This is a genomic window from Natronorubrum thiooxidans, assembly GCF_900156475.1.
GTDB classification, from domain to species: domain Archaea; phylum Halobacteriota; class Halobacteria; order Halobacteriales; family Natrialbaceae; genus Natronorubrum; species Natronorubrum thiooxidans.
On the sequence record NZ_FTNR01000001.1, the window covers coordinates 166,931 to 192,569 of the forward strand.

At 62.6% G+C, this 25,639-nt stretch carries 23 protein-coding genes and 1 tRNA gene; 16 read left to right on the plus strand and 8 right to left on the minus strand.

Annotated elements, in window-relative coordinates; genetic code table 11:
* Positions 1–419 precede the first annotated feature (419 nt).
* On the plus strand, positions 420–2,150 hold the full coding sequence (locus BW940_RS00875; protein ID WP_076607293.1) for a glutamate--tRNA ligase: 1,731 nt from the start codon (positions 420–422) through the stop codon (positions 2,148–2,150).
* Between the two features lie 42 nt (positions 2,151–2,192).
* Here BW940_RS00875 and BW940_RS00880 read toward each other — a convergent pair whose 3' ends face one another.
* The 3 genes from BW940_RS00880 to tmcA all read right to left on the minus strand — a co-directional run bounded on the left by BW940_RS00880 (position 2,193) and on the right by tmcA (position 5,292).
* Positions 2,193–2,378, minus strand: a complete 186-nt coding sequence (locus tag BW940_RS00880; RefSeq protein WP_076607294.1) for an FmdB family zinc ribbon protein — start codon at positions 2,376–2,378, stop codon at positions 2,193–2,195.
* Between the two features lie 95 nt (positions 2,379–2,473).
* Entirely contained in the window at positions 2,474–2,959 is a 486-nt protein-coding gene (locus tag BW940_RS00885) for a DUF456 domain-containing protein (protein ID WP_076607295.1), read from the minus strand.
* A 47-nt stretch (positions 2,960–3,006) separates the two neighbouring features.
* On the minus strand, positions 3,007–5,292 hold the full coding sequence (gene tmcA, locus BW940_RS00890) for a tRNA(Met) cytidine acetyltransferase TmcA (RefSeq protein ID WP_076607296.1): 2,286 nt from the start codon (positions 5,290–5,292) through the stop codon (positions 3,007–3,009).
* A gap of 247 nt (positions 5,293–5,539) precedes the next feature.
* Between tmcA and rpl7ae the strand changes: the two genes are divergently transcribed.
* The 11 genes from rpl7ae to BW940_RS00945 all read left to right on the plus strand — a co-directional run bounded on the left by rpl7ae (position 5,540) and on the right by BW940_RS00945 (position 13,967).
* Positions 5,540–5,902, plus strand: a complete 363-nt coding sequence (gene rpl7ae / locus BW940_RS00895) for a 50S ribosomal protein L7Ae (RefSeq protein ID WP_006064298.1) — start codon at positions 5,540–5,542, stop codon at positions 5,900–5,902.
* 11 nt (positions 5,903–5,913) lie between these two features.
* Complete coding sequence (locus BW940_RS00900; protein WP_008159535.1) at positions 5,914–6,138, plus strand: 30S ribosomal protein S28e; 225 nt, start codon at positions 5,914–5,916, stop codon at positions 6,136–6,138.
* Positions 6,138–6,491, plus strand: coding sequence for a 50S ribosomal protein L24e (locus BW940_RS00905; protein WP_076607297.1), 354 nt, complete (start codon positions 6,138–6,140; stop codon positions 6,489–6,491). Before BW940_RS00900 ends, BW940_RS00905 begins: the two co-directional genes overlap by 1 nt.
* Positions 6,488–6,952: a nucleoside-diphosphate kinase gene (gene ndk / locus BW940_RS00910; protein WP_076607298.1), complete on the plus strand. Its 465-nt coding sequence runs from the start codon at positions 6,488–6,490 to the stop codon at positions 6,950–6,952. Before BW940_RS00905 ends, ndk begins: the two co-directional genes overlap by 4 nt.
* 354 nt (positions 6,953–7,306) lie before the next feature.
* Complete coding sequence (locus BW940_RS00915) at positions 7,307–7,714, plus strand: DUF7344 domain-containing protein (protein WP_076607299.1); 408 nt, start codon at positions 7,307–7,309, stop codon at positions 7,712–7,714.
* 183 nt (positions 7,715–7,897) lie between these two features.
* A complete protein-coding gene (gene sod / locus BW940_RS00920; RefSeq protein WP_076607300.1) occupies positions 7,898–8,500 on the plus strand; it encodes a superoxide dismutase in 603 nt (200 codons plus the stop codon).
* A gap of 207 nt (positions 8,501–8,707) precedes the next feature.
* Positions 8,708–8,974: a DUF5827 family protein gene (locus tag BW940_RS00925; protein ID WP_076607301.1), complete on the plus strand. Its 267-nt coding sequence runs from the start codon at positions 8,708–8,710 to the stop codon at positions 8,972–8,974.
* Complete coding sequence (locus BW940_RS00930; protein ID WP_076607302.1) at positions 8,971–9,807, plus strand: ATPase; 837 nt, start codon at positions 8,971–8,973, stop codon at positions 9,805–9,807. The genes BW940_RS00925 and BW940_RS00930 overlap by 4 nt, the downstream gene beginning before the upstream one ends.
* A 120-nt stretch (positions 9,808–9,927) precedes the next feature.
* On the plus strand, positions 9,928–11,013 hold the full coding sequence (locus BW940_RS00935) for a thiamine ABC transporter substrate-binding protein (RefSeq protein WP_076607303.1): 1,086 nt from the start codon (positions 9,928–9,930) through the stop codon (positions 11,011–11,013).
* Between the two features lie 15 nt (positions 11,014–11,028).
* A complete protein-coding gene (locus tag BW940_RS00940; RefSeq protein WP_076607304.1) occupies positions 11,029–12,924 on the plus strand; it encodes an ABC transporter permease in 1,896 nt (631 codons plus the stop codon).
* Positions 12,921–13,967, plus strand: a complete 1,047-nt coding sequence (locus tag BW940_RS00945; RefSeq protein ID WP_076607305.1) for an ABC transporter ATP-binding protein — start codon at positions 12,921–12,923, stop codon at positions 13,965–13,967. Before BW940_RS00940 ends, BW940_RS00945 begins: the two co-directional genes overlap by 4 nt.
* Positions 13,968–14,030: 63 nt before the next feature.
* On the opposite strand, the gene BW940_RS00950 is transcribed toward BW940_RS00945, so the two are convergent.
* A complete protein-coding gene (locus BW940_RS00950; protein ID WP_076607306.1) occupies positions 14,031–14,609 on the minus strand; it encodes an MBL fold metallo-hydrolase in 579 nt (192 codons plus the stop codon).
* Positions 14,610–14,764: 155 nt separating this feature from the next.
* On the opposite strand from BW940_RS00950, the gene BW940_RS00955 reads away from it, so the two are divergent.
* Both BW940_RS00955 and BW940_RS00960 read left to right on the plus strand, forming a co-directional pair.
* Entirely contained in the window at positions 14,765–16,024 is a 1,260-nt protein-coding gene (locus tag BW940_RS00955) for a helix-turn-helix transcriptional regulator (protein WP_076607307.1), read from the plus strand.
* A gap of 103 nt (positions 16,025–16,127) precedes the next feature.
* Positions 16,128–16,202 (plus strand) — tRNA-Glu (locus tag BW940_RS00960).
* 200 nt (positions 16,203–16,402) lie between these two features.
* Here BW940_RS00960 and BW940_RS00965 read toward each other — a convergent pair.
* The 4 genes from BW940_RS00965 to BW940_RS00980 form a co-directional block, all read right to left on the minus strand.
* Entirely contained in the window at positions 16,403–17,809 is a 1,407-nt protein-coding gene (locus tag BW940_RS00965) for a carotenoid oxygenase family protein (RefSeq protein ID WP_143823846.1), read from the minus strand.
* Positions 17,810–17,894: 85 nt separating this feature from the next.
* A complete protein-coding gene (locus BW940_RS00970; protein ID WP_173834829.1) occupies positions 17,895–19,403 on the minus strand; it encodes an amidase in 1,509 nt (502 codons plus the stop codon).
* Positions 19,404–19,463: 60 nt separating this feature from the next.
* Entirely contained in the window at positions 19,464–20,987 is a 1,524-nt protein-coding gene (locus BW940_RS00975; protein WP_076607309.1) for an amidase, read from the minus strand.
* 450 nt (positions 20,988–21,437) lie between these two features.
* A complete protein-coding gene (locus BW940_RS00980; protein WP_076607310.1) occupies positions 21,438–22,130 on the minus strand; it encodes a LiaF transmembrane domain-containing protein in 693 nt (230 codons plus the stop codon).
* A 118-nt stretch (positions 22,131–22,248) separates the two neighbouring features.
* Between BW940_RS00980 and BW940_RS00985 the strand changes: the two genes are divergently transcribed.
* Both BW940_RS00985 and ppc read left to right on the plus strand, forming a co-directional pair.
* Complete coding sequence (locus BW940_RS00985) at positions 22,249–22,533, plus strand: transcriptional regulator (protein ID WP_076607311.1); 285 nt, start codon at positions 22,249–22,251, stop codon at positions 22,531–22,533.
* Between the two features lie 371 nt (positions 22,534–22,904).
* The gene (gene ppc / locus BW940_RS00990; RefSeq protein WP_076607312.1) at positions 22,905–25,613 is read left to right on the plus strand and encodes a phosphoenolpyruvate carboxylase; all 2,709 of its coding nucleotides are present in this window, start codon (positions 22,905–22,907) and stop codon (positions 25,611–25,613) included.
* The last annotated feature ends 26 nt before the right edge of the window (positions 25,614–25,639 follow it).

A 25,639-nucleotide genomic window follows, 5' to 3' on the forward strand; every position in this document is an offset into this window, starting at 1 on the left:
AACCGAACGGAAAGCCGGAAGACGAGTCACACGCGTTTCGGCTGGACACGTTGTGACCAACGTCACAACTCAACGGCTGTGACTCTCGTATGACCGATATCGAAGGTCCATTATTTATATGCTTTGGTATCGCTGTATAATGTCCGTCGAGCGAGATCACTATTTGACCGTTAGAATCGCTGTTGGGCTCACTCTCGGACGATTTACATCGGCACTCCGGGGTGTGTCTGCCCCATTTGGACTGGGGTGTGTCTGCCCCACTTGGATATGCAGTGAACCGCTCTCGAATATGCAGTGATCCATTTTCGAACGTTCTCGAGTAGAACACCGCTGTAGCTGTCAGCAATTCGGCTCTCGAGCACCGCTTGCTCAAGCAAACATCGCGGAGGTTTTGGTTCGGGGCCGAATACGTCTCGGTAATGAACGACGAGTTACGAGAGCGCGTCGAGCGCGAGGCAGAGAAGCACGCGCTGTTGAACGCCGTCAAACACGAGAGCGATGCCGACGTCGGCGCGATCATGGGGCCGCTGATGGGCGACAATCCCGAGTTCCGCGAGCACGGCGACGAGATCCCAGGGATCGCCGGCGGCGTCATCGGTCGGGTCAACGACCTCGACTACGAGGAAAAACGGGCGCGACTCGAGGACCTCGCCCCCGAGGAGCTCGCCGAAATCGAAGCCGAAGACGAGGCAGACGAACACGACCTGCCGGAGCTGCCGAACGCCGACGAGTACGATGACATCCGCATGCGGTGTGCACCGAACCCGAACGGGCCGTGGCACGTCGGCCACGCACGGATGCCCGCCGTCATCGGCACCTATCGCGAGCGCTACGACGGCTGGTTCTGCGTCCGCTTCGACGACACCGACCCTGAAACGAAACGACCGGATCTCGAGGCCTACGACGCGATCCTCGAGGATCTGGACTATCTCGGTTTCGAACCCGACGAGGTCTATCGGGCCAGCGACCGACTCGAGACCTACTACGACCACGCCCGCGAGCTGATCGAGATGGGCGGGGCTTACACCTGCTCCTGTAGCGGCGAGGAGTTTAGTGAGCTGAAAAACGCCGGCGAGCCGTGTCCACACCGCGACAAAGACGTCGAGACCGTCCTCGAGGAGTTCGAGGACATGATCGACGGCGCATACAGCAGTGGCAAGATGGTTCTCCGCGTGAAGACCGACATCGAGCACAAGAACCCCGCGCTACGCGACTGGGTCGCGTTCCGGATGATCGACACGCCTCATCCCCGAGAGGAGGCCAGCGAGTACCGCTGCTGGCCGATGCTCGACTTCCAGTCGGGTGTCGACGACCACCTGCTCGGGATGACCCATATCATCCGCGGGATCGACTTGCAGGACTCCGCGAAACGCCAGCAGTTCGTCTACGACTACTTCGGCTGGGAGTACCCGGAAGTCGTCCACTGGGGCCACGTCCAACTCGACGACTACGACGTGAAGATGAGCACCTCGACCATCTCGGAACTGATCAACCAAGGCGACCTCGACGGCTGGGACGACCCACGCGCGCCGACACTCAAGAGTCTTCGCCGACGTGGCATCCGCGGCGAGGCCATCGTTGACTCGATGGTCGAACTGGGGACGTCGACCAGCGACGTCGATCTCGCGCTGAGTGCGATCTACTCGAACAACCGCGAGTTGATCGACGACGAGACTGACCGTCGATTCTTCGTCCGCGAGGGCACTGAACTCCCCCTCAGCGGTAGCCCACCGGCGGAAGCCAACCCGCAGCTGCACCCCAACCACGAAGAGCGCGGCGTCCGGGAGATCCCATCCGGCGACGCCGTCTTGCTCGAGCCCGGCGACATTCCGGCAGCCGAGGACCGTATCTGGCTCAAGGGTCTCGGCTGCTTCGAGTACACCGGCGACTCGCTTGCATACACCGGCGACGACATCGACGTGGTCCGAGAGGGTGACGTCGACGTCATCCACTGGGTGCCCGCCATAGAGAGCGTTCCCGTCCGGCTACGCACGATCGATGGCGACGTGACCGGCCGAGCCGAACCCGGCGTCGGTGCCCTCGAGGCCGACGAACTGGTCCAGTTCGAACGGGTCGGTTTCGCGAGGATCGACCGCCACGAGAACGACGACGGGACGAAAACGACTGTCGCCTACTACACCCACCCCTGATCGGGCACCGGCGTTAGCATCGAATGGGGTGTGCCGTGCGGTTCAGTGATTCCTGTCGTTCTCGAGTCGTTCGACTGCGGTGCTTTCACACTTGGGACACGTCTCGTGCTCGTGGTAGAACCCCTCACCGCAGTCGCGACACCGATACTCGATGCTGCCGTCCCGTCCGGCTGTCGCTTCCTGTTTCAACCGCTCAACTGTCTCACCGAGCCGTTCGAACATGCTCATACCTCCGATGTCGTTCTCCAAGCGGATACGTGCTAGCCCACGAACAACTCGTCATGCGCCCTTGAGCAGGTCGTCTCCACGCCTTTCGATACCAGTCAGAACACAATCACGGCAACGAGGAAACCGAGCAAGATCGTGATCGTCAACAACGCCTGAATCGCCGTCGAGGCGAACAGTCCAACGGTCGCATACATCGCTGAGCGAGTGCTGTGCGTGGCGTCGCCGCCGCGGAAAAACTCGACGATAAAGACGGTCCCGAACAGGCCGACAAGCAGTCCCAGCGGGCCGGTCACGAGCATGAGGACGATCGCAACGACGGTGGCGACGGTGGTTGTCAGCCACGATGCGCCGCCGGCTCGAGCGGCAATCGAGCCAGCGAAGAACTCTGCAACGATCGTCATTACGCCCAGCAGGGTGAGTGCGGCGAGTGTAATGGTGCCGGGGTCGACAAACCCGGTGTGCCACCAGTAGAGGTACACCCCCGACAGCGAGAGCAGCCCGCCGGGGACAAGCGGCACGAGCGTCCCGACGACGCCGCCGACGAGCAAGGCGACCGCGAGGAGGAACACGGCATCGACCATACTGCTCCTGAAGAGTGCTGGGGCAAAGACGTGTGGCCTTTGCTCGCCTACTCGGTGAAGCGCTCTCGAACTTCGAGCGCGGCCGCCGACCCGTAGTAGTCGACGAGCGGGATGACGGCTTCTCCGAGCGCGCGCATACACTGAGTCGTCGAGTGGTACGCGAGGCGATCCGCCACCTGTTCCCACTCGCGGGCCTGCAGAGCACGCATGACGAGCAGCCGCTCCTTACGGGCCGTCAACTCGATCTCGGCCGGGTCCTCGAGGAAGTAGCGAACGACGAGCCGGCGAAACGGTCCCGGATCGACGTCGAACAGGCCAGGACCGTAGGCAGCGCCCGCGACGAGCCGCCACTCGTGGGCCGTCAACTCCCGATCGTCGACGTCGGTGTCGACGCTCCGGAGCACCGCACGGGCCACGTCGGGCTCGAGGTCGTCGAGGGCGTCCGTACAGAGCGCGCTAAAGCGGCGGGCGAACCAGTCGGCGTGGCGGTCGTGCAGGTCCTGGCCTGCGTCGCTCGTCGGCGCGAGCATGAGCGCGGAGTACTCGCCGCTGGCGTCGTTGCGCGTCGTCGAGACGTGGACGGTTCGGTAGCCGTTCTCGCGCCAGAACGCGAGGAGGCCGGGAGTCGCGCCGAAGCCGGTGCCGAGCCAGTCGACCGAGGAGTCAAACTCCTCGCGGACACACTCGAGCAAGCACGAGCCGAGCCCCCGGGAGCGCGCCGCGTGGTGGGTCGCGATGCGGACGACGCGGAGACCGGCCGGTTCGCCGGCGGTTTCGTCACGAAGCTGGCTCGTGAGGACGTCCGGGAGCATGTTCCCGCGCACGCGGCCGCCCTCGTACATCATGGCTCGCGTCTCCGGCGGGAGATCCCCCTCGCGAGCCAGCAGGGCGACGCTGACGACGTGCCCGTCGTAGACGAGCGCCCGCGCTTCGAGGTTCGGCGCGTCGAGCAGCCGTGCGAGGTCGTTGGGTTCGGTCCGATAGTGGGCGAGTACGAGCAGCCCGAACGCCTCTCGGAGCAGGGGCTCGTCCTCGAGCAGGCGCGCTGGCTCGAGTCGCCGATACTGCACCGAGTCGGGCGTGGCGTCTTCGACCAGCGAGTCGACGGGCGGCCGCGCATCGAGCAACAGGGCGCGGAACGCCCACACTTCGACGGGGTCGCCAGCTGCATACCGGACCGGCTCGACGAGCGTCCGGTCGGTCACCGTGTGGTCGCTCTCGGCGAGTCGCTCGCGAAATCGAACCGAAAAGCCACGACCGGCTCCCTCGTAGCCGTGGATCGTCGTCGCAAAGGCGACGCAGTCGGCCGAAAGCAGCGACTCGAGGACCGAGACGGGCAGTGCCGCAGCTTCGTCGACGATGACGACGTCTGCAGCCTCGAGTCGGTCGACGGCGACGGCCGGCTCGAAAAAGTAGATCGATCCCTCGGAATCGGTCTCGAGACGGGAGGTATCGACGGTAGCATCACAGTCGAGTCGGTCACAGAGTTCCACAGCGCGGTCGAACAGCTCCGCGGCGTTTCGCGACCGTGGTGCCGTCACGAGGACGTCTATGCCGTCGGCGGCGAACGCGCCCGCAGCCAGCCCCGCGGCGCTGGATTTCCCTCGGCCCCGGTCGGCCTCGAGGACGACGGCTCGAGGCCCGTCGTCGCCAGTCCCGTCGTCGGTGGCCGTGAGCAGCGACTCGAACGCGGCAACGGCGTCGATCTGATCGGCCGTGAGACAGGCGTCGTAGACGTCGGCCGGAAACTGGGCGTTCGTCGGAGCCTCGAGCGACGGTGCCGCCTGCTCGTCACACAGCCGCGGGGCCGGGTTCATCAGCCCGTCAGCGTCGATTCGGTCCCGCTCGAGGTCGACGATGCCGATGCCGCGGTGTGCTCGAAGTGTCTCGACGAGTCGCCGCCTGAACCGGCCGGTGACGTCCGATGGCGAGAACGGGGAGACAGCGAGCGATTCGTCGAACGCGCCGTGACGATCGGGCCACGCCTCGAGCGGCGGCGTTAGCATGATCAGTAGCCCACCGCCGTCGACCGTCCCGACGACTTTCCCGAGGGCGTTTGGCTGCAGTCCGGCGTGGGCATCGAGGATGACCACGTCGCGCGTCGTTCCGAGAAGTTCGCTCGCGTTCGTCTGTGAGAGCTGTTCACATCGAAGTCGATCGTCGGGGCCGACGAGCGTGGTAGCCGTAATCGGCACCGGCAGCGTCTCGAGGATCGACTCGAGGGCGTCGTATCCTCGCTCGCGGTCGCCTGCCAGTACCAGCAGCCGTCGCTCGTTCGTTTGCATCGCCTCCTCGAACAGCGACTCGGCGATGCCGACGACGTCTTCGTCCATAGCCACGTCTTGGGGGCTCGAGAGTAATAGGCAACGGACGGCCGCCCCTGTGCGCACCTATCGCATAGTCTCGGCCGTTTGAACACGCTTTTAAGGAGGGCAGCGCTACAGCGTAGTACACCCTACGCGGGGTTGATGATGCTCCTAGCCTTACAGGACTTCCGCCGGAATCAGTTTCGGCACGGGGTACCCAGTTCCCCGGACGGCAGGGGAGCGCGAGCCCACGTGTAGGAGAGGTGAACAACCAATGTCAGTTTACGTAACCACCGACATCCCAGCAGACCTCGCAGAGGACGCCCTTGAGGCCCTCGAGGTCGCACGAGACACCGGACGAGTAAAGAAAGGAACCAACGAAACGACGAAGGCAATCGAGCGCGGCAACGCCGATCTCGTTTACGTCGCCGAAGACGTCTCCCCCGAGGAGATCGTCATGCACATCCCTGACCTCGCCGAGGAGAAGGGCATTCCTGTCATCTTCATCGAAACACAGGACGACGTCGGCCATGCCGCCGGCCTCGAGGTCGGTTCGGCTGCCGCCGCGATCGTCGACACCGGCGAAGCCGGAGACGACGTCGAAGACATCGCCGGCAAGGTCGAGGACCTCGACTGAGGTGATCAGAGATGAGTGCTGAAGAGGAAGAAAGCGGCTCTACGCCCGCCGAGGTCATCGAGATCGTCGGCAAGACCGGCATGCACGGTGAAGCCATGCAGGTCAAATGCCGGATCAAGGAGGGCGAGAACCAGGGACGAATCATCACCCGAAACTGCCTCGGGCCGGTTCGCGAGGGGGACATCCTCCAGCTTCGCGAGACTGCCCGTGAGGCAGACTCTATCGGAGGTCAATAATGGTCGAGAAACGAACCTGTGATTACACGGGCGAGGATATCGAACCCGGAACGGGCATCATGTATGTCCAGAACGACGGGAGTGTCCTCCACTTTGTCGACTCAAAGGCGGAGAAAAACTACAAGCTCGGTCGCGAACCACGCGATCTGGAGTGGACCGAAGACGGCCGTCGTGACAAAGGTCCTGCAGAGCCAGCAGCCGACGAGGCAGACGAAACCGACGAGGCAGACGAAACCGACGAGGCTGAGGAAGCCGAGGGGGCTGAGGATGCGTCCGACGACGAGGACACGGACGTCGAGACCGAGGCCGACGAGGCAACGGCCGACGACGAGTCCGAGGAGGACGAGGAATGAGCGAGCACGAGCGAACGTTCGTGATGGTCAAGCCCGACGCCTTCGCGCGTGGGCTCGTCGGCGAGGTCGTCTCCCGACTCGAGGACCGCGGGCTCAAACTCGTGGGCATCAAGGTCATCAACATGCCCGAAGAGCGCGCCCAAGAACACTACGCAGAACACACCGACAAGCCGTTTTTCGACGATCTGATCGACTTCATCACGTCCGGTCCAGTCGTCCCGATGGTCTGGGAAGGACAGGACGCGACGCGACAGGTCCGACAGATGATCGGCGAGACGGACCCACTCGAGGCCGACCCCGGTACGATCCGTGGTGATTACGCACTCGATCTCGGTCGGAACGTCGTTCACGCCGCCGACCACGAGGACGAGGGCGCAAACGAGCGTGAGATTTCGATTCACTTCGACGACGACGAACTGATCGACTACGATCAGCACGACGCCGCGTGGCTCTACGAGTAACGCGATCGTCGCAGTGACGAACTCACGGTTCTCGATTCGAGTACCGATCAGCGAGCGGATTCTCGGCGGTCGATTTCTTCGGTTCGTTCTCGAACCGTCTTCTATACGGTACTGATCGTAGTCTCTCTAATACGAGGGTCAGACCGACACAGCGCCGTCGTTCGATGGGGTATAGACAGTGACAAGCGGTGGCTGCAATACCCGTGCACTCATGCTGTGGGAATATACTCATCCAGCGGGAGACTATTTGACAATACACATGTTCGTTTCTAAACAGACGTAACATCTAATGTGACGGCAGTAATAGATCCGAGTGGTGGTTTCGAATGGTAACAGACGGTAGGTGGTTCGTGGATGCGTGACCCCGAGAGAGAGTCGACAGCAGCCACGGCGCAGGTAACGCCGTCGCTAGACCTGATTTTTGAACTCCTCTCGAACCGTCGTCGTCGATACACGCTCTATTATTTACACGAACAACCAGACGGTGTCGCAACACTCGAGGAGGTTCTGGATGCGGTCATGACCCGCCAGCGACGCCTGTCGGAGGACGCCAACGCCGACGCCGAAACCGACACCGATACCGAAATCGACCGCGAGCAGCGACGACAACAGCTTCACCTGGAACTGCAGCATACCCACCTGCCGAAACTCGAGGACGCGGGCATCCTCGAGCACGATCAACGCAGTGAGACCGTTCGATACTGGAGCCAGCCGTCACTCGAGGAGTGGCTCGAACACGCACAGCACAAAGAACGGCAGTAAGGGCATTTCGGAGCTGTTGTCAGACAACGTGAAGACGCTGCTCGAGTCGACCGTCCCATGTCGTGTGTCGACTCGAGGCGACGAACTACCTGCAGAGACACTGGTTAGTTGTGGTGAATGATAGCATTTCTCTCCTCAAAACTTAACTCGACAGCTACCGAGCTAACAGATAGGTGAAATCCAATGACTGACCACGAACTTCCACCACTGCCGTACGAGTATGATGCACTGGAGCCGTCGATCTCCGAACAGGTCGTGACCTGGCATCATGACACGCACCATCAGGGCTACGTAAACGGCCTCAACGCCGCCGAGGAAACGCTCGCGGAGAACCGCGAGTCGGGCGACTTCGGCTCGACGCCGGGTGCGCTGGGTAATGTCACTCACAACGGCTGTGGACACTATCTCCACACCCTGTTCTGGGAGAACATGGCCCCGAACGGTGGCGGCGAGCCCGAGGGCGACCTCGCCGACCGCATCGAGGAGGACTTCGGTTCCTACGAGGGTTGGAAAGGCGAGTTCGAAGCCGCTGCCGGCGCTGCCAGTGGCTGGGCACTGCTGGTGTACGACCCGGTCGCCAAACAGCTGCGAAACGTCGCGGTCGACAAGCACGACCAGGGCGCACTCTGGGGCTCCCACCCCATCCTCGCACTGGACGTCTGGGAACACTCCTACTACTACGACTACGGTCCAGACCGTGGCAGCTTCATCGACGCCTTCTTCGACGTCGTCAACTGGGACTCGGCCGCAGAGGAGTACCAAAAGTGCCTCGACCACTTCGAGTAAGCCAAACGCAGTAACGCGACGATTCAGTCAATCCCGACGTTTTTTTGCGATCGTACTTCCCATAGCGATGTCTCCAGTCAGTAGCGACGGTCCGTACGAGGAGTCACCCATTCCTCGAGCGAAGCGGTCTTGGCCCCGCTGTGACGGCGATCGGTCGCCCGTATGGAAACGAACGATTTAGGCGACGGAGGGCGCTAGCAACGATGTATGCCCGTTCCCAAATCCGAGTTCGACAGGCTGCCACCCTGTGACTTCTATACACCCGACGAACTGTTCGAGGATGACCAGCTGTACACCGTCTACGAGATTGCTCGCCTGCTGCAGGGCCTCGAGCCGGACGCGGATATCGACCGCGACACCGAGGACATCCTGCTCGACTGGGCGATACCCTGGGTGATGACCAACGCCGACGACCTCGTGGTCGCCGAGCCACGCAGTGACGACGAACCCGGCTACTACGGCCTGAAAGAATGATCCTCCTCGTGGTCGGTGCCGATCGCGTCGACGCCGGCAAGACCACGTTCTCGGTCGGCCTGCTCGAGCGAACCGGCGCGGCCGGCTACAAACCCCGTGCTGGCAACGACTTCTGGTTTGACCACGACGACTGTCAGCGGGCGCTGTCTGACGGCCGCCTCTACGGCAAGGATGCCACCCGACTCGCGACGGCGGAAGACTGCGGTCGACGCCCCGAAGAACTCAACCCTGTTCACCGACTGTGGCGGCCCACCCCTGACGACGGAACTGGGCTGCTTGGCAAGTCAGATCGGGAGTTTCTGGTCGATCGAATTGGACGCCTGGACGACGACACCGCACCGACGTACGTCCGCAACGCGACCGCCGACATTCCAGACGCCGTCGCGGACGCACTCCCGCTCGAGGACGCGATCCCCGTCGAAACCGTCGACGAATGCAACGAACTCGCCGAACAGCGATACGTTCCTGCCTTCGAGGAACTGGCCACCGAGATCGAGTCGTCGACGGTCGCCGTCGTCGAATCCTACAGTGACATCGCTCAGCCGCTACAGTCACTCGACCCGGCAGCGATCAGCGCCGTCGCGGCCGTCGAACCCGGCCGTGCGAGCATCTATCCGGGCGATCGCTACTGTCGGGCCGCCGAAATCGCTAGCTCGAGTCCGAAAGACGGGACCCTCGAGAAACGCGTGCCCGACGTCCTCGACTATCTCGAACCGCTCGAGCGCGTTCACCTGCCGGCGCTTGGCAGCGCCGAACGCGCGGACTCGGCACGGATCGCTCGTGCGTATGACGCCGCCTACGACGCGTTGTTGAACGCAGCCGGCACGCTGTGAGGCCGGGCCCGAATCGTTTCGGATGGTCTGAGACGGAGTTCTGTCGGTCAGTGCTGGCACGATCGAAACTGGTGTTTGTCGACCACAGTCGTTAAGACTACCGAGTGTAACAACCAGGTAATGAATCGGCGAACGTTCGTTGGTGCGATCGGTGGTGGGGCAGTACTCGGCGGGGCTGGCTGTCTGACACAGGACGGCGATAGCGACGACGCCGACGACGGAACGCTCACCGTCGTCACCTACGAGTCAATGATCGACGAGGAGAGTGCTGCGGGGCCGTGGCTCAAAGACGCCTTCGAGGACGAACACCCCGACGTCGAACTCGAGTGGGAGTTGCTGCCCGATCAGGGAATCAACTACTACATCGAGCGGGCCGATCAGGACATGGCGATCGACGCCGACGTCTACCTCGGACTAAACGTCGACGATCTCGTCAGCATCGACGACAACCTCGCTGACGGCGGCCTGTTCCAGGCTCTCGACGGCGACCGACTCGATCGAGCGGATCGCGTCCGCAGCGATCTCGATATGGGCGATCCACACGATCGCGTGTTGCCGTACGATACGGGATACATCAGTCTCGTCTACGACGAAACCGAGGTCGACGAACCGGAGACGTTCGACGACTTGATCGATCCCGAGTACGAAAACGCGCTGCTGGCCCAGAACGCCCAGCGCTCCGATCCCGGCCAGGCGTTCTTGCTGTGGACGATCGACGCCTTCGGTGAGGACGGCTATCTCGATTACTGGCAGGACCTCGACGACAACGGGATTCGGATCCTCGATGACTGGACCGAATCCTACTCCGGCGCGTATATGGAAGAAGAGCGGCCTATGGTCGTCTCGTACTCGACCGACCAGGTGTTTGCCAACGAGTTCGGCTACGACTTCGCACGCCATCAGGTCGCGTTCCTGTCCGACCAGGGCTATGCGAACCCCGAGGGAATGGGGATCTTCGACGACGCGACCAACGCCGATCTCGCCTACGACTTCTTCGATTTCGTCCTCTCGAACGCCGCCCAGGCTGAGATTGCACAGCGAAACGTCCAGTTCCCCGCCGTCGAGGACGAGTACGTCGACTTAGACGAGGAGTTCGACGAGTACGCACACGTGCCACCAGAGACCGTGTCGCTGGGCTACGATCAGCTGCAGGGTAATCTCGACCGCTGGGTCGACGACTGGGCACGCGAGTTCGCCAGCCAGTAAGGGACGACTGGTTCCGTGTCTCTCTCTGACCGCGTCACCGTCGATCGAAGCCGTTTGAGTGCCTGGCTCGAGCGCCATGCCCTCCAGCTAACGGCACTCGTCACGGCGGCGATCCTCGTCGTGATGTTGTACGTTCCCGTCGGCGTCGTCTTCGTCAACGCCGTCCTCGAAGAGGGTGGTCTAACGCTCGGCCACTTTGCCGACGTCCTCACGGATCCGTTCTACTTCGGGGCCGTCGCGGACGTCTTCGCGGATCCCCTCGCCATCGGCACGCATCTCGGCTCCCTTGCCGCCTGGCTCGGGGCCGTCTCGATCACGCTCTCGCTCGAGTATCCGCTTCCCGGGATCGGTCTGCCGGTGCCGTGGCTCGCCGTCGAGACGCCGGGCGTGCGGACGGGGCTGTTCGGTTTTACGGCTTACCAGGCCGCGCTCTCGACGGTTGCAAGCGTCGCGCTTGGTCTGCCCGCCGCGTACGTCCTCGCGAACTACGAGTTCTACGGCCGCCGAACGCTTCGGTCGCTGACGATCCTTCCGTTCGTCCTGCCGGGGATCATGGTCGCCGTCGGCTTCTACGCCATGTTCGGGCGAGGTGGCACGCTCAACTCCATTCTCGGCGTGGTCGGGTTCGGTCCGTTCGCGTTTATCGAAACGTACCCATTGGCGATCGTGATTCTGGCTCACGCCTTTTATAATGCGCCGCTGGTCGCTCGGCTGACCGTCGCTGCCTGGGAGTCCGTCGACGTTCGAACCGTCGAAACCGCCCGCAGCCTCGGTGCCAGCAAACGCCGTGCCTTCCGCGACGTCGTCGTGCCACAGCTTGCCCCGGCCGTGCTGACGGGTGCCTTGTTGACGTTTATTTTCACGTTCATGACGTTCCCCATCGTGCTCGCACTCGGCGGCCTCCAGCTTGCGACCGTCGAGGTCTGGATCTACGACCGCATCCAGCGACTCGAGTACGCCGAAGCCGCCACGCTCGCGATCCTCGAGACGATCCTCTCGCTTGGCCTGACCTACGCCTACCTCCGCTATGAGTCGGCACAGGCCGGCTTCTCACAGGCGGCCTCACGACCCGCCAGGGAGCCACTCTACCCCGATTTCCGGACGGCGCTTTCGCCACGACGCCTTGCAATCTTCGCCTACGGGATCATCGCCCTCGTCGTCTTCGTCGGGCCGATGGTGAGTCTCGTCATCGGGAGTGTCACCGATGGCTCCGGGCTCACGCTACGGAACTACGCGTTCTTGCTCGAGCGCCAACTCGAGGGGGCAAGCTTCCAGACGCTGCCGCTGCCCGCGATCCGGAACTCGCTGCTGTTCGGGGCCGCGACGCTCGTGATTGCGGTGCCGATGGGGGTCGTGCTCTCGGTACTGACGGTCCGCGCCGGCCGGAGCGGGACTGTCATCGACACTCTTGGGATGTTGCCACTCGCCGTCAGCGGCGTCGTCTTCGGAATCGGGCTCCTGCAAGGGCTGGTCTTCGGGATCTCGCTGCCGGGCGGCTGGCGGCTCCAGGTGACGGGTGCCATCGCGATCGTTATCGCCCACGCGGTCGCGGCCTACCCGTTCGTGACCCGAAACGTCTCCCCGCTGCTCGCGAACCTCGACCCTGCCATGGTCGAATCCGCCCGCGCACTCGGGGCCTCGCGGCTTCGAGCGCTGCTCGACATCGAACTGCCGCTGGTCGCAAACGGCATCGTCGCCGGCGCGGCCTTCGCCTTCGCCATCTCGATCGGCGAGTTCTCTTCGACGGTAATTTTGGCCAGCGGTAGCGAAAGCTACACCATGCCCGTCGCCGTCGAGCGCTATCTGGGTCGTCGATCCGGTCCCGCAATCGCCATGGGGACCCTGCTGTTGATCGTCACCGCAGCGAGTTTCGTCGTCATCGACCGCGTCGGCGGGAGGAGCGAACTGTGACCGACCTTCGACTCGAGGGCGTCTCGAAACGCTACGGCACGGACACGGGCGGGACGACCGCGTTACGGGATGTCGACCTGACTGTCCGTGATGGCGAGTTTTTCACCCTCGTCGGCCCGTCGGGCTGTGGGAAGACGACGACGCTCCGGACGATCGCTGGCTTCGAGGAGCCAACTACTGGCACCGTCTCCTTCGACGGCCAGCCGATGGCCGAGGTTCCGCCAGAAGAGCGCGACGTCGGCGTCGTCTTCCAGAGCTACGGGCTCTTTCCACACATGAGCGTCGCCGAGAACGTCGGCTACGGCCTCCAGTTTCGCGACCCGCCCACCGGTCTAACGGTCGACGAGCGAGTTGCCGACCTCCTCGAGTTGGTCGACCTCGAGGGCATGGGCGAGCGCAATCCCGACCAGCTTTCGGGCGGCCAACAACAGCGGGTCGCACTCGCTCGAGCACTCGCACCCGAACCAGATCTGCTCTTGCTCGACGAGCCGATGAGCGCCCTCGACGCCCGCCTCCGGGAGTCGCTGCGCCGACAGCTCACACGGATCCAGTCGACACTCGGGGTCACGACGGTCTACATCACGCACGACCAACAGGAGGCGTTGGCGATTTCGGACCGTCTCGCCGTCATGTCCGACGGACAGGTCGAACAGGTCGCGACGCCGCAGGAGATCTACCGCGAGCCGAAAACTCGGTTCGTCGCCGAGTTCATCGGAGAGAACAACGTCTTCGACGGGACTGTACTCGCTCGAGACGGCGACCGGGCCCAGGTCACCGTTGGTGAAACAACACTCGAGCTCACAGGCGTTCCCGACAGCACGGATCGGGTGAGCTTCTGCGTGCGGCCAGCTACCCTCTCACGGACCGCCGACACGAACCGGTTTTCGGTCGCCATCGAAACCAGTGAATTCCGCGGCGAAACCGTCCGTACGTACGGGCAGTGGAACGGGATGCCGATCATCCTCCAGCTGACAGCCGTTCCCGAGGGCGATGTGACCGTCGGGTTCGATCCGGACGACGCCCACGTGCTCGACTCCGTGTGAGTGTGCCACCTCACTGCGATTGTTTCGAGGTGGCCGCGCTGGGACACAGGGACACAACCCGTCTCAGGCCTGGCGAGCCATCTGTGCCGAGAGTTCGACGTGACCGTACGGCTGACTCGAGACGCTCGGGCCGTGGCCCGTATGCATCTCCGCAAGCTCCTCGTCGATCACGTCGAGGACGCGGTCGATGCTCTCGATGAGTGCCTGTCGATCGCCTTCCTCGAGATCGGTTCGACCGAAACTCCCGTTCTGGAAGACCAGATCGCCCGCAAAGAGCACGCCGGCGTCGGCCGAATAAAAGCAGAGATGGTCGTTCTTGTGTCCCGGCGTGTGAAGGGCGACGTACTCGTGGTCGCCGAGTTGTACCGTCTCCTCGTCATCAATCGCGTGATCGACACCATCGACCGACGGGTCATACCCCCACGCGTCGACGTCGAAGGCGGTTTCGACTGCCTCGAGGTTCCCGACGTGATCACGGTGGGTGTGTGTGAGGACAACGGCGTCGATGTCGTCGACTCGCTCCCGGACGGCGTCGACGACGTTGAAGTTCGCTCCCGTGTCGATGAGGACGGTCCGTTCGCCGGTAACGAGATAGACGTTGCTGGTGAAAGCCTGTACTCCCTGTGCGAGATTGGCGATCATGGGCCACAATATGCCGTCGATCGGTTTGTGCGTATCGACACGACGTCACGCGGATACTCGCTGTCGACCTGCCTCGAAAACGTATCTCCTGTGAGGGTCCGTTGTAATCCCCAGATTCACAAGCATTTTTAGCTCCGGCACGTAGTAGTAGACGAATGAACCGGTCGGTCTCCGTCGGTGTCGTCGTTCTCATCGTCGTCGTTTCTATCGCCAGTATTGGCGCACCGATGGCGTCTGCCGGCATCGGAGACGGTGACCGCGCCTCATATACGGTCCACCAAACGACATCGGCGACGGATACCCACGCGAGCACTCATTCCCAGCTCCAGCCAGTTCAAGACTCACAGCAGGTCACGTCAGTCGCCGAGGACGCCCCGGACTTCGACCAGACGACGTTCGAGATTACCGTCCACGAAGACGGGAGTGCAACGTGGACGTTCCGACACGAACAGCGCTTTGGGACCGGCAACGAGACGACGACGGCGGACCGGGAGGCCTTCGAGGAGTTCGCTGCAACCTTCGAATCGGAAGAGACCGAACTCTACAACCGATTTACCGAGCAGGCACGCGCTATGACCGACACTGGTGCGGAGGTGACCGACCGAGAGATGGATGCCGCGGACTTTGAGCGATCCGCAACGGTCGAAGATCTGGGTGGAACGCGCGGAATTGTCGAACTGTCGTTTACCTGGAACGGGTTCGCCCACGTCGAGGACGGCACCGTCGAGGTCGGTGACGTCTTCCAGAATCTCTATCTCGGCCCCGATCAGGCGCTCGATATTCAGGCTGGTGACGGCCTCATGTTCGACCGCGTCCAACCCGAAGACAGTGCCCAGTACTCTCGGAGTTCACTCGAGGATGCGGATTCGGTCCGCTGGAGCGGTGAACAGCAGTTCCTCGATGGCCAGCCGTGGGCCGTTCTCGTCCAAGAGCGTGCCGCCGGTGACAGTGCCTCGGTCAACAGTGACAATATGGCGTGGTATCTCGCCATTGCGGCCATTGTCGGGCTCGGAATCGCCGGCGGCGGTCTCTGGTATCGACGGCAGTCAGCCGGTGGCGAAACCGATGCTGGGCCGAGTACTGGCCAGTCTGCTAGTTCCGACGCGACGGCTGCGACAGCAGCGCCAACTGAAGACGAGCAACGGACCGAGCCGTCGTCGGAGTCCGCCCCGCTCCCCGACGAGGAACTGCTTACCGACGAAGATCGGGTCATCAGACTCATCCGTGAGAATGGCGGCCGAATGAAACAGGTTAACATCGTCGAGGAAACCGGCTGGTCGAAATCCAAAGTCAGCATGCTCCTCTCGGAGATGGAAGCCGAGGACACCATCAGCAAACTCCGCGTTGGCCGCGAAAACATTATTAGTCTCGAGGGATTCGAACCGGAGGCGACGAAGTCGCCGTTCGACGAATGACGCACCTGCTGGTCCCAACACCCATGATATACGACGACACTGTCGGGTTGAAACGGAACGCTTAAACAGCGAAACGCACAACGATTGAGTGTAGACGAAGCCCGCTCCGATAGTGTAGTCCGGCCAATCATATTGCCCTCTCACGGCAATGACCAGGGTTCGAATCCCTGTCGGAGCATGCGTTTTCACAGTAGTTTCAGTTCGCGTTCGTTGATCAAATTCTGATAGTTCCAACCGTGACCAATTACACGTCGATTTGGCGACAATCGTCCGTTCTCCGTCGACCGTGGCGGGCGCGTGATTCCAAACTCGCGGTACTCAAGGACCCGCGATCGAGTCAGGTCAGAGTGAAGACGTTGACGGCGCTGGCGTGAGCTTTCAGTCCACGAAAAAGCGTCCGTGAAAGCCGAAAGGCTCCGCGTGGGGAAGGAACGCTCGAGCCTGAACGGCGAGCGTGGCAGCGTCGAAGACCAGCAGCATCGTCTGCTCGCGCTCGAGATCGAGCGCTGTCGCCAGCACGACGCCATCGTCTGCTGCCGTGGCGTCGGGGTGGTGGAGGGGGACTGGTTCCTCGACGTAGACCGAGCGTTCCCACCATTCGCGAGCCGTCCCAGTCTCGCAGTCGATTTTCACCAGCCCGTTTGCACCCTCTCGGTCGGTCGCCTGGCCATACGCGTAGCGGTGTCGTCGGCCGACGCTCGAGCGAGCGACGCGGGGGAGTTCGATGCCGCCGTCGTACAGTCGCGATCGTTCGACGGCGTTTTCATCGACGTGAATGTGGTAGCGGACGAGGTGGCCGTCGGGGACGTTCGGGAACCCATCTTCGTCGTCGAGTTCCGACAGCGCCATCGCGCCGACGATGTCGGCGTCCGGGTACTCCACGAGGTCCAGGACGACCGTCCCGTCGTCGGCGAAGGCGTTGACGTGGTGGAACGTAAACGTGGCCTCGAGTGTTGGGTCTGCGAGTAGTTTGCCGGTGTCGCGGTCCACCACGAGAACGCGGGTCCCTCGCTCGGGTTGCCAGTCGAGCATCTCGATCACCCCCTCTGAGAGCGGGTTGAGTGCTCGCAGCATCGACAGTACGAGCGGTGACTCGACGAGTATCACGTGGTCGGTGGTGACGCTGCAGTCGTGGATGTACGCCGGGCCACGGGCCTCGAGCGAGGCAATAACGTCCCGGTGGCGACTCCCATCAGGAATCCGATACAGGTGATACTGTGGTGGACGACCGAACTGGGTTGCAAAGCCGATCAGTTCCTCGCGGTGGGGGTCGTCGACGAGGTGTGCGGCGGTGATGTGCTCGGTCAGGTCGTCGGCGAACGTGAACTCGCCGCGGGTTTCCAGTGTCTCGAGGTCGAAGCTGATTCGACGCGGTGCTTCGGTGAGCGCGACGTACTCCCCGTCGATCCGGGCGACGTGGACGCTCGCGTTGTCGGTGGGCTTGGGGAGACCGAACGAGCGCAGTGTGTCGACGATGCGTCGCCACCCTCGCATATCGGTGCCAAACTGGCCGGTTAATCGCCCGTCCACCGCGTCCGCGTAGGCGTCCGTCCGGAGGAAGCGATTGGAGTAGCGCAACTGGCCGTCGTCGAAGGCGTACCGCCGGAGCATCGCCAGGCCGTCGAACCAGTGGGTCACTCGGCGGTCGCCGGCCTCGAAGCGGCCGGGGCCGTTACGGACGAGCGTCCCCGAGAGCCACTCGGGAATAGTCCCGTCGACCACCGGGCGGTGATCGTGGACTTCTGCCGTCAGCGAGCGAAAGCCGGGACCGTACGCTGTTGTCACGAGTATATCTAAGGAGCGGGACGGGCATCAATCTAACACGCGTGAGGATGTGAAGGCGAGCAACGAGACGGGACTGGACGACTCGTCAGTCCGACAGCGGCGGTGTCGTGTCCGGCGGCTGGCGGTGATTCGTCGCCTGTTCGAACGCGTAGCCGAGTTCGAGAAGCGATGGCTCGTCGAACGGTCGGCCCAGCATCTCGAGGCCGACTGGGAGGCCATCGTCAGTGAATCCCGCTGGAATCGAGACGGCGCTACACAGCGACTGCGAGGCGATGATCGTGTTCGTCGCGAACGTCATCGTTTCGTACTCACCGTCTCGGATCTCGGCTTCCGTTGGCGGCACAACCTGCACGTCGGGATAGACGATCGCATCGAGGTCGTGGTTCGCGAACACGCCCAGAATCGCCTCCTGGAACGCGTGCTGGGCGGCTCGGCATTTCCAGTAGGCCAGATTATCCGTCAGGTCCTCGGGGCCGTCTTCGGCGAACCCGATAAATAGATCCAGAATGTCGTGGTACTGGCCGTTCTCGTACAGTTCGGCGACGGAGTCGACTGGCGTCTCGCGGTCCTCGAGGAACGCGTTGAGGTCGCGTTTCGACTGGAGGATATACAGCATCGTCTCCTCGAGCGACGACTCCAGATCGGGAATCTCCACGGGGTCGACGAGCGTCGCGCCGAGGTTCCCCATCGTCGTCAGCGCTCGTTCGATAACCTGATTGACCGGTGCAGCGTCGGGGTTCTCGTCGTCACCGAAACCGTCGCGGAGCACACCGACTCGAGCCCCATCGAGTCCGTCGGCGAGGAGGTGGTTGGTGTACGAGCCGTGATCGGCAATCAGCTCGGTCTTGCTGGAGAGGTCGTCGCGGGCGTCGTACCCGACGAGGACGTCGAGCAGTTTCGCCGTGTCGCGGACGGTCCGGGTCATCGGGCCGGCAGTGTCCTGCTGTGAGACCAGCGGGCTGACGCCGGTGCGACTGATCAAACCGGGCGTGACGCGAAACCCGACGAGATTGCTAAACGACGCGGGGACGCGAATCGAGCCCCCACAGTCCGTTCCGATGCCGACGGCTCCCAGATTCGCCGTGACGGCCGCGCCCGTTCCGCTGCTCGAGCCACCCGGATCACGACTCAGTTCGTAGGGGTTCTTCGTCCGGCCGGCAACCGAGGAGAACCCGAACCACGAGGTGGCCCAGTCCGGCATATTCGTCTTCGCGAGCACGATTGCGCCGGCATCACGCAATCGTTGCGTGACTGCCGACTCGGTCTCGGGGACGTATCCATCGAACGCTTCCGAGCCATACGTCGTTTCCATGTCGGTCGTCTCGAGATGGTCTTTGACGAGCACTGGAATGCCGTGAAGCGGGCCGACGAACGTTCCCGATTCGCTGAATGTCCGATCGAGTTCGGCCGCCCGCTCCGTCGCCCCGTCGTTGACCGTGATGATCGAGTTGAGTTCGGGACCGTTGCGGTCGTAGGCGTCGATACGCTCGAGATACTGGTCGACGAGTGTCTCGCTCGTGAGCGTACCGGCCTCGAATGCGCGATGGATCTGTCCGATCGTCGCCTCCTCGAGTCTGAAATCTATGCTTGTCATACCCTTTCGTATTCGTGAGGAACGGGTATCAATCGTTCCCCGTGCTCGCTACCCTGCGGGCTACGACGATTCGACGTGCTGTTCGAACGCGTGTGCACTCGAGAGCACCGTCGCGTCGTCGAAGCGCTCGCCGATCAGCATCAGCCCGACTGGGAGCCCGTCCGACCGGCCAGCAGGCACCGAGATCGCTGGGTGGCCGGTGATGTCGAACGGAGCCGTGTTGTGGAGCATGTTGAGCGCACGCTCGATCGCCTCGAGCCGCGAGATCGACGCGTCGACTTCGTGTGCGGTCTGGGGCGTCGTCGGCATCGCGAGCACGTCGACGTCTGTGAGTGCGTCGTCGTACCTTTCGGCCAGTTTCCGGCTGAGGTTCTGTGCTTTCGCGTAGTAGTGCCCCCGGTACTCGTCGGCCATGTACTGGCCAAGCACGAGGGTGAATTTCAGCGTCGTCAGGTAGTCGTCGGCCTGCGCACGCCGCGCCCGCCCGAACGCGTCGGCCAGCTGGGTGTCGTAGAACCCCTTGCCGTAGTGGCCGACACACTCGCCGTTGACCGTTGCGGCTGTCTCCTCGAGAGCGATGGCGTTCCAGATCGTGAGCCCGTCGAGATGCATCGGGACCGAAACCTCCCGTACCGTCGCGCCGGCGTCTTCGAACGTCGCGAGCGCGTCGCGAACGGTTTCGTCGACGCCTGCCTCGCTGGTCTCCTGATCGAACCCCTCCGTGACGACGCCGACGGTCACGTTCGATGGATCGGCTGAAAGCGCTTCAGGATAATCGGTAGTGGGAACGGCCCCCTGCCGCGGATCGAGACCGTCCTCGCCGGCGATAACGTCCAAAACCCGTGCACAGTCTTCGACAGTTTCACAGATCGGCCCGGCGTGATCGAACGAGCGGCCAAGGCCGGCGATCCCGGTGTACGGCACCAGCCCGTGGGTTGGTTTGTGGCCAACGACGCCACTCCAGGAGGCCGGAATGCGGATCGAGCCGCCCTGATCGCCGCCGATAGCGACGTCGACGTCGCCGTTCCCGACAGCCGCAGCCGATCCCGACGAGGAACCGCCGGCGATGTACTCCGAGTCGACGGGGTTCAACACCGGCCCCGTCGAAGAGAGTTCACCGCTGCCGGAGAAGGCCATATCCTCCATATTCAACTTGCCGGTGATCGTCGCGCCGGCCTCGAGGAGGCGCGTCACGATGGTTGCATCAGTCGACGGCACGTAGCCCTCGAAGAGCTTCGAGCCGAGGGTCAACTCGACGCCAGCCACATTGACGGTGTCTTTGAGGCCGACATCGCAGTCTTCGAGTGGGCCGTCGTCTGCGCCCCGTACCTCGCATTTGGTGACGAACGCGTTGAGGGGGTCTTCGTCCGGTCCCGGTTTGTAGCCGGGATCGCGGTCGGTGTACTCGACTCGAGGCCGATAGTCCGGGAGTTCGTCCAACCGTTCGTAGCCGGCGAGCGTTTCGGCGATGATGGCTTCGAAGTCTTCGACTTCCGATTCGGTCAGATCGATGTGGTGGTGGGCCGCGTACTCCCGGATTTCCTCCGGTGTGGGCGGTTGCACGTTCGGTGGTGATCCTGGCATCAGTTCTGGTGGTTGCTAACAATAGACAAAAGCGTTCGCCAATAGTTCCGAGGGGCTGCTGTTGAATACTATCGTCGCCACTGAACGTCAGTGCACACCCAGTCGAACGACAGCGGTGCGCTCGGTGTGTAACCTCCTCCAGTTGTCTCTCCATGAGTACAGGTCCTGTGTTTTGAGCGTAGAACCCACGGCCAGTATCGGAGTCAGTGTGAACGCTTATCAATAGTGAGGGTGTACTGACAGGTATGGGCCGAAGTCTCTGGGACGTGTTTCTGTCGTCGTTCAGAACGAACGACCAAAACGCTGACGAAGGTGATGATCGCTTCGTCCCGTCTCCGCTGGATTTGTCGGTCCGATTTGCACACGGTGGAGCCGACAATGACGTTCAACGGGAACTTCACTTCTAGCAATCATTTTGAACGCCAAAACCGTCATCTCGATGACGGCGAGTCAGTCCGTCACGGAGACGCCACCGAAGGCGGCGAAACCGGTGACGACGAGGTCGACGCCGTCGTGGTCCTGTTCCCGACGTGGCCGATCGTCTGATGCCCCACCGAGGACGGGCAAGACGTCCAGTTGGACGTTCCACTCGCGAGGAACGATGATGTCCACACCGCCGAACAGCGCGGCGGCGTTGACCTGTGCCGGCCGCTCCTCGAGTGAGGTGTCACGGAGGTCGAGTTCGGTGCCGCCGAAGATGGCGGTCAGATCGGCCCCGCTGAAGGCTGTCGACGTGTTGCGCTTCTCGACACCACCGAACGCAGCGAACGCGGACGTGAGTGCGTCGTCGGTGGCGCGAACACGGGAACGGAACTGACCGAGGATGATCGAGAGTCCAAAGGCAATCACGAGCACCGGCCAGAAGACGACGACTTGGTCGACGGTCGCGTAGTCGAGCGCGATCAGTTGGCCTGCGCCGGCGACACCGATCAGCACGACCGGGCCGACGATGTTTCGAAAGCGACTCTGGACAAGCGCCCAGACGCCGACGAGCACGAACAGCGACGGGACGTACAGCAAAGCGTCCTGCGTCGAGAGAACGCCGGTCGTCTCGAGCAAGAGCAACACGCCGACCAGAATCACGAGCGCACCGAAGAGGAGTTGGCTGGTAGGCAGTCGGCGTGAAGATGTTGTTGTCGCCATACTGACAGCTACGACAACGATTCATATAGCTATGCTGTCTCCAGCGGCACACGACAGACGGGGCCGACTGCGGCCGTCGGTCGAATCGTTTTCCTGCCGGGCACGCGTTCGGTCGGGTATGGCAGAACTCAACCCGATCGGCAAGCGAATTCACCACATCTCACCCGATCCCGTTCGGCTGACGCTTGAGGACGGCACCGAGGCAGTCTTTCACATCTCCGGCGCGGAGTTCTTCCAGCAGGAGTTTCAGGCCGAGGGCACTCGAGACGACGACGAAGCGACGTACCGGTTCGTCTCGAGTGCGGATAACGATGCGATTCTCGTCGGCCGACAGGGCCTCGATGAAGATGGGTGGTCGATGATCGGCGAGGTCGTCGCGGTAGAACCTGCCGAGTCGAACTGAAAGCAAGCATCCGTAGAGCGGGCAGTGCGCGCGAGCGGTTTTGCGACGCTGCTGGGCCACTCAGTGGGTGATATCGACACTGATCGATAACAAAAACACTGATTAATAATACTGAAAGTAACTGCCGCTATCAAAACACGGTCTCCTGAAACACAGGCACTGATCGTGGCAACCGTTCGCTCCTGTCGATTTCCTACCGAAGACGGGCACGAAATGCGCTATCCCCGAACTGCGCCGCAACGCTTGAATAGCGGTTATCGAACGCTATCTTCATTTTTACTCTACCACCAGTAACTATCACGAACGAAAATGCAGTACCGTGTGACCGATCGACATGGGGATTTTTGTTCTCGAACACGTACGGCTGGGAAATGACACTGCATAACAGGGACGTTCGACAGGACGTCCGTGAGCTGGGTGCATTGCTCGGAGATGTCCTCGAGGAACAGACTTCTCGACGAGCATTCAGGACGGTCGAGTCGTGTCGACGGGACGCGATCGACTACCGGTCGGGCGAACTCGACTCTCGCCAACCGCTGATCTCCGATCTGCAGGGGCTGTCGCCGAACCAACAGCGGATCGTCGCCCGTGCGTTTACGACCTACTTCGAACTGATCAATCTCGCCGAGGAGCGCGAACGGGTCCGCACGATCCGAACTGGCTCACAGGACGGCACCCTCGAGGACAGCCTCGAGACGGCAGCCGCGGAACTGGGCGATAGCGACGTCGACACCGTCAGGCAGGTACTCGACGATGTCCTGATCGAGCCGACGTTCACCGCCCATCCCACGGAAGCCCGGCGTAAGACGGTCAAATCGAAGCTGCGAACCATCTCGACACAACTCGAGACGTTAGACGAACGACTGCTGACGGACAAAGAGGAAGGCCAGGTCTGGCGGGACGTCGACGCCGAGGTGACGAGTCTCTGGCAGACACCACAGGTTCGCAATCGCCAGCCCGAACCCGAAGACGAGGCCCGAAACGTCCAGTGGTACCTCGAGAACACGCTGTTCGACGTCGTTGGTGAGGTCTACGACGAACTCGCCGATGCGATCGATGCGGAGATCGAAGACGACCTCGAGATTCCGAAGCTCTTCGAGTTCCGCTCGTGGGCGGGGAGCGACCGGGACGGCAACCCCTACGTGACACCCGAGGTAACGGCGAATACGCTTGAGCAACAACGTGCGGTCATCCTTGAAAAGTACCGAGACCAGCTCAAGCGCCTGTCGGGCGTCCTGAGCCAGGATGGGAGTCGGATCAACGCCGGCGGGGCGTTCGAAGTCTCACTCGAGGAAGACCGAGAGCGGCTGCCCGGCAGCGCTCGGATCGCCGAAGAGCGCTATCCCGGTGAGCCCTACCGCCAGAAGCTCAAGCTGATGCGAGAGCGCCTCGAGCGTGTCGGTGATATCCGGCCCGGCGGCTACGAGGACGTCGACGAACTGCTTGCCGACCTCGAGGCGATTGCCGAGAGTCTGCGGACCAACGGGGCGGAAACCGTCGTCGAAGCCCACGTCGACCCGATTCGGCGACAGGTCGCCACGTTCGGCTTCTCGCTTGCGAGTCTGGACTTACGCGAACACCAGCAAAACCACACCGACGCCATCGCCGCCGCCCTCGAACGCGAGGGAATCGACTATCACGCCCTTTCGGAGGACGAACGGACCGAGTTACTCACCGACGCAATCCTGCAGGACGGCCGTCTCATCGACTGTGCCGACACCGAGGACCTCTCTGCGGAGTCCGCTCGAGTCCTCGAACTGTTCGACAACCTCGGTGACTGGCAAGCCGAGTACGGCGTCGAAGCCATCGACACGTACTGTATCTCGATGACTGACGAGCCGAGTCACGTCCTCGAAGTGCTCTTTCTCGCCGATCAGGCCGGTGTCGTCTCCCTGCCCGAACACTGCGGGCTCGACATCGTCCCGCTGCTCGAGACCGAGTACGCTCTCTCTGGAGCGCGACGGATCATGGGCACGCTGTTCGAGAACGAGGCCTACAAACAGGCCCTCGAGGCCCGCGGGCGGACCCAGGAGATCATGCTCGGCTACTCGGACTCGAACAAGGAAAACGGCTTCCTCGCGGCGAACTGGTCGCTGTACAAGAACCAGCGCCGACTGGGTGAGATCTGTTCCGATTACGACGTGACGATGCGGCTGTTCCACGGCCGTGGCGGGTCGATCTCTCGCGGTGGTGGGCCGATGAACGAAGCGCTGCTGGCGCTGCCCAACAGCACGGTGACGGGACAGGTCAAGTTCACCGAACAGGGCGAAGCGATCGCCGAGAAGTACGCCAACCCGCGGATCGCCGAACGGAACATCGAGCAGATGTTGAACGCTCAGCTTCGGGCGCGCCTGCACGCGAAAGACCAGCCAGAAGAGGAAATCCGCGAGGAGTGGATCGACGCCATGGAGACCATGGCCGACGCCGCACGCCAGGAGTACCGTGACCTCTTAGAGAGTGATGGCTTCGTCCAGTACTTCGAGCAGGCGACGCCGATTACGGTCATCGAGGACCTCGACCTCGGCTCACGGCCCGCCTCGAGAAGCGGCGAGCGAACCGTCGAGGACCTGCGGGCGATCCCATGGGTGTTCTCGTGGACCCAGTCGCGGTGTATCCTGCCCGGCTGGTATGCCCTCGCGACGGGGATCAACGCCTATCTCGAGGGCGATGAGCCGGGAGACGACGGCGGCTCGATGGAGACCCTGCGAGAAATGTACGACGAGTGGTCGTTCTTCCGGACGACGCTGGACAACGCTGCCCTCTCGCTGTCCCGGACTGAACTCGAGATCGCCGAACGGTACGCGGCGTTGGCGGATGACGATCTTCGAGCCACGTTCTTCCCACGGGTAAGCGAGGAGTACGAACGGGCGACGGAGCTGATCACCGAGATCGGGCAGCGAGACCAACTGCACACGCGTGATTGGCTCGGCGAGAACCTCGAGCGGCGCAACCCCTACGTCGACCCGTTGAACCTGTTGCAGGTCTACCTGCTCGATCAAACCCATCGAACGGACATCGAAGAACGAACGCTTCGGCTGACGGTCAAGGGAGTCGCCGCTGGCATGAAGAACACGGGATAATCGGCGGTCATCGCCCGAGTCGCACG

Bases quoted from the DNA above. Each gene is read 5' to 3' on its own strand.
- BW940_RS00875 (WP_076607293.1), top strand. From the start codon at position 420: ATGAACGACGAGTTACGAGAGCGCGTCGAGCGCGAGGCAGAGAAGCAC.
- BW940_RS00880 (WP_076607294.1), bottom strand. From the start codon at position 2,378: ATGAGCATGTTCGAACGGCTCGGTGAGACAGTTGAGCGGTTGAAACAG.
- BW940_RS00885 (WP_076607295.1), bottom strand. From the start codon at position 2,959: ATGGTCGATGCCGTGTTCCTCCTCGCGGTCGCCTTGCTCGTCGGCGGC.
- tmcA (WP_076607296.1), bottom strand. From the start codon at position 5,292: ATGGACGAAGACGTCGTCGGCATCGCCGAGTCGCTGTTCGAGGAGGCG.
- rpl7ae (WP_006064298.1), top strand. From the start codon at position 5,540: ATGTCAGTTTACGTAACCACCGACATCCCAGCAGACCTCGCAGAGGAC.
- BW940_RS00900 (WP_008159535.1), top strand. From the start codon at position 5,914: ATGAGTGCTGAAGAGGAAGAAAGCGGCTCTACGCCCGCCGAGGTCATC.
- BW940_RS00905 (WP_076607297.1), top strand. From the start codon at position 6,138: ATGGTCGAGAAACGAACCTGTGATTACACGGGCGAGGATATCGAACCC.
- ndk (WP_076607298.1), top strand. From the start codon at position 6,488: ATGAGCGAGCACGAGCGAACGTTCGTGATGGTCAAGCCCGACGCCTTC.
- BW940_RS00915 (WP_076607299.1), top strand. From the start codon at position 7,307: ATGCGTGACCCCGAGAGAGAGTCGACAGCAGCCACGGCGCAGGTAACG.
- sod (WP_076607300.1), top strand. From the start codon at position 7,898: ATGACTGACCACGAACTTCCACCACTGCCGTACGAGTATGATGCACTG.
- BW940_RS00925 (WP_076607301.1), top strand. From the start codon at position 8,708: ATGCCCGTTCCCAAATCCGAGTTCGACAGGCTGCCACCCTGTGACTTC.
- BW940_RS00930 (WP_076607302.1), top strand. From the start codon at position 8,971: ATGATCCTCCTCGTGGTCGGTGCCGATCGCGTCGACGCCGGCAAGACC.
- BW940_RS00935 (WP_076607303.1), top strand. From the start codon at position 9,928: ATGAATCGGCGAACGTTCGTTGGTGCGATCGGTGGTGGGGCAGTACTC.
- BW940_RS00950 (WP_076607306.1), bottom strand. From the start codon at position 14,609: ATGATCGCCAATCTCGCACAGGGAGTACAGGCTTTCACCAGCAACGTC.
- BW940_RS00955 (WP_076607307.1), top strand. From the start codon at position 14,765: ATGAACCGGTCGGTCTCCGTCGGTGTCGTCGTTCTCATCGTCGTCGTT.
- BW940_RS00970 (WP_173834829.1), bottom strand. From the start codon at position 19,403: ATGACAAGCATAGATTTCAGACTCGAGGAGGCGACGATCGGACAGATC.
- BW940_RS00975 (WP_076607309.1), bottom strand. From the start codon at position 20,987: ATGCCAGGATCACCACCGAACGTGCAACCGCCCACACCGGAGGAAATC.
- BW940_RS00980 (WP_076607310.1), bottom strand. From the start codon at position 22,130: ATGGCGACAACAACATCTTCACGCCGACTGCCTACCAGCCAACTCCTC.
- BW940_RS00985 (WP_076607311.1), top strand. From the start codon at position 22,249: ATGGCAGAACTCAACCCGATCGGCAAGCGAATTCACCACATCTCACCC.
- ppc (WP_076607312.1), top strand. From the start codon at position 22,905: ATGACACTGCATAACAGGGACGTTCGACAGGACGTCCGTGAGCTGGGT.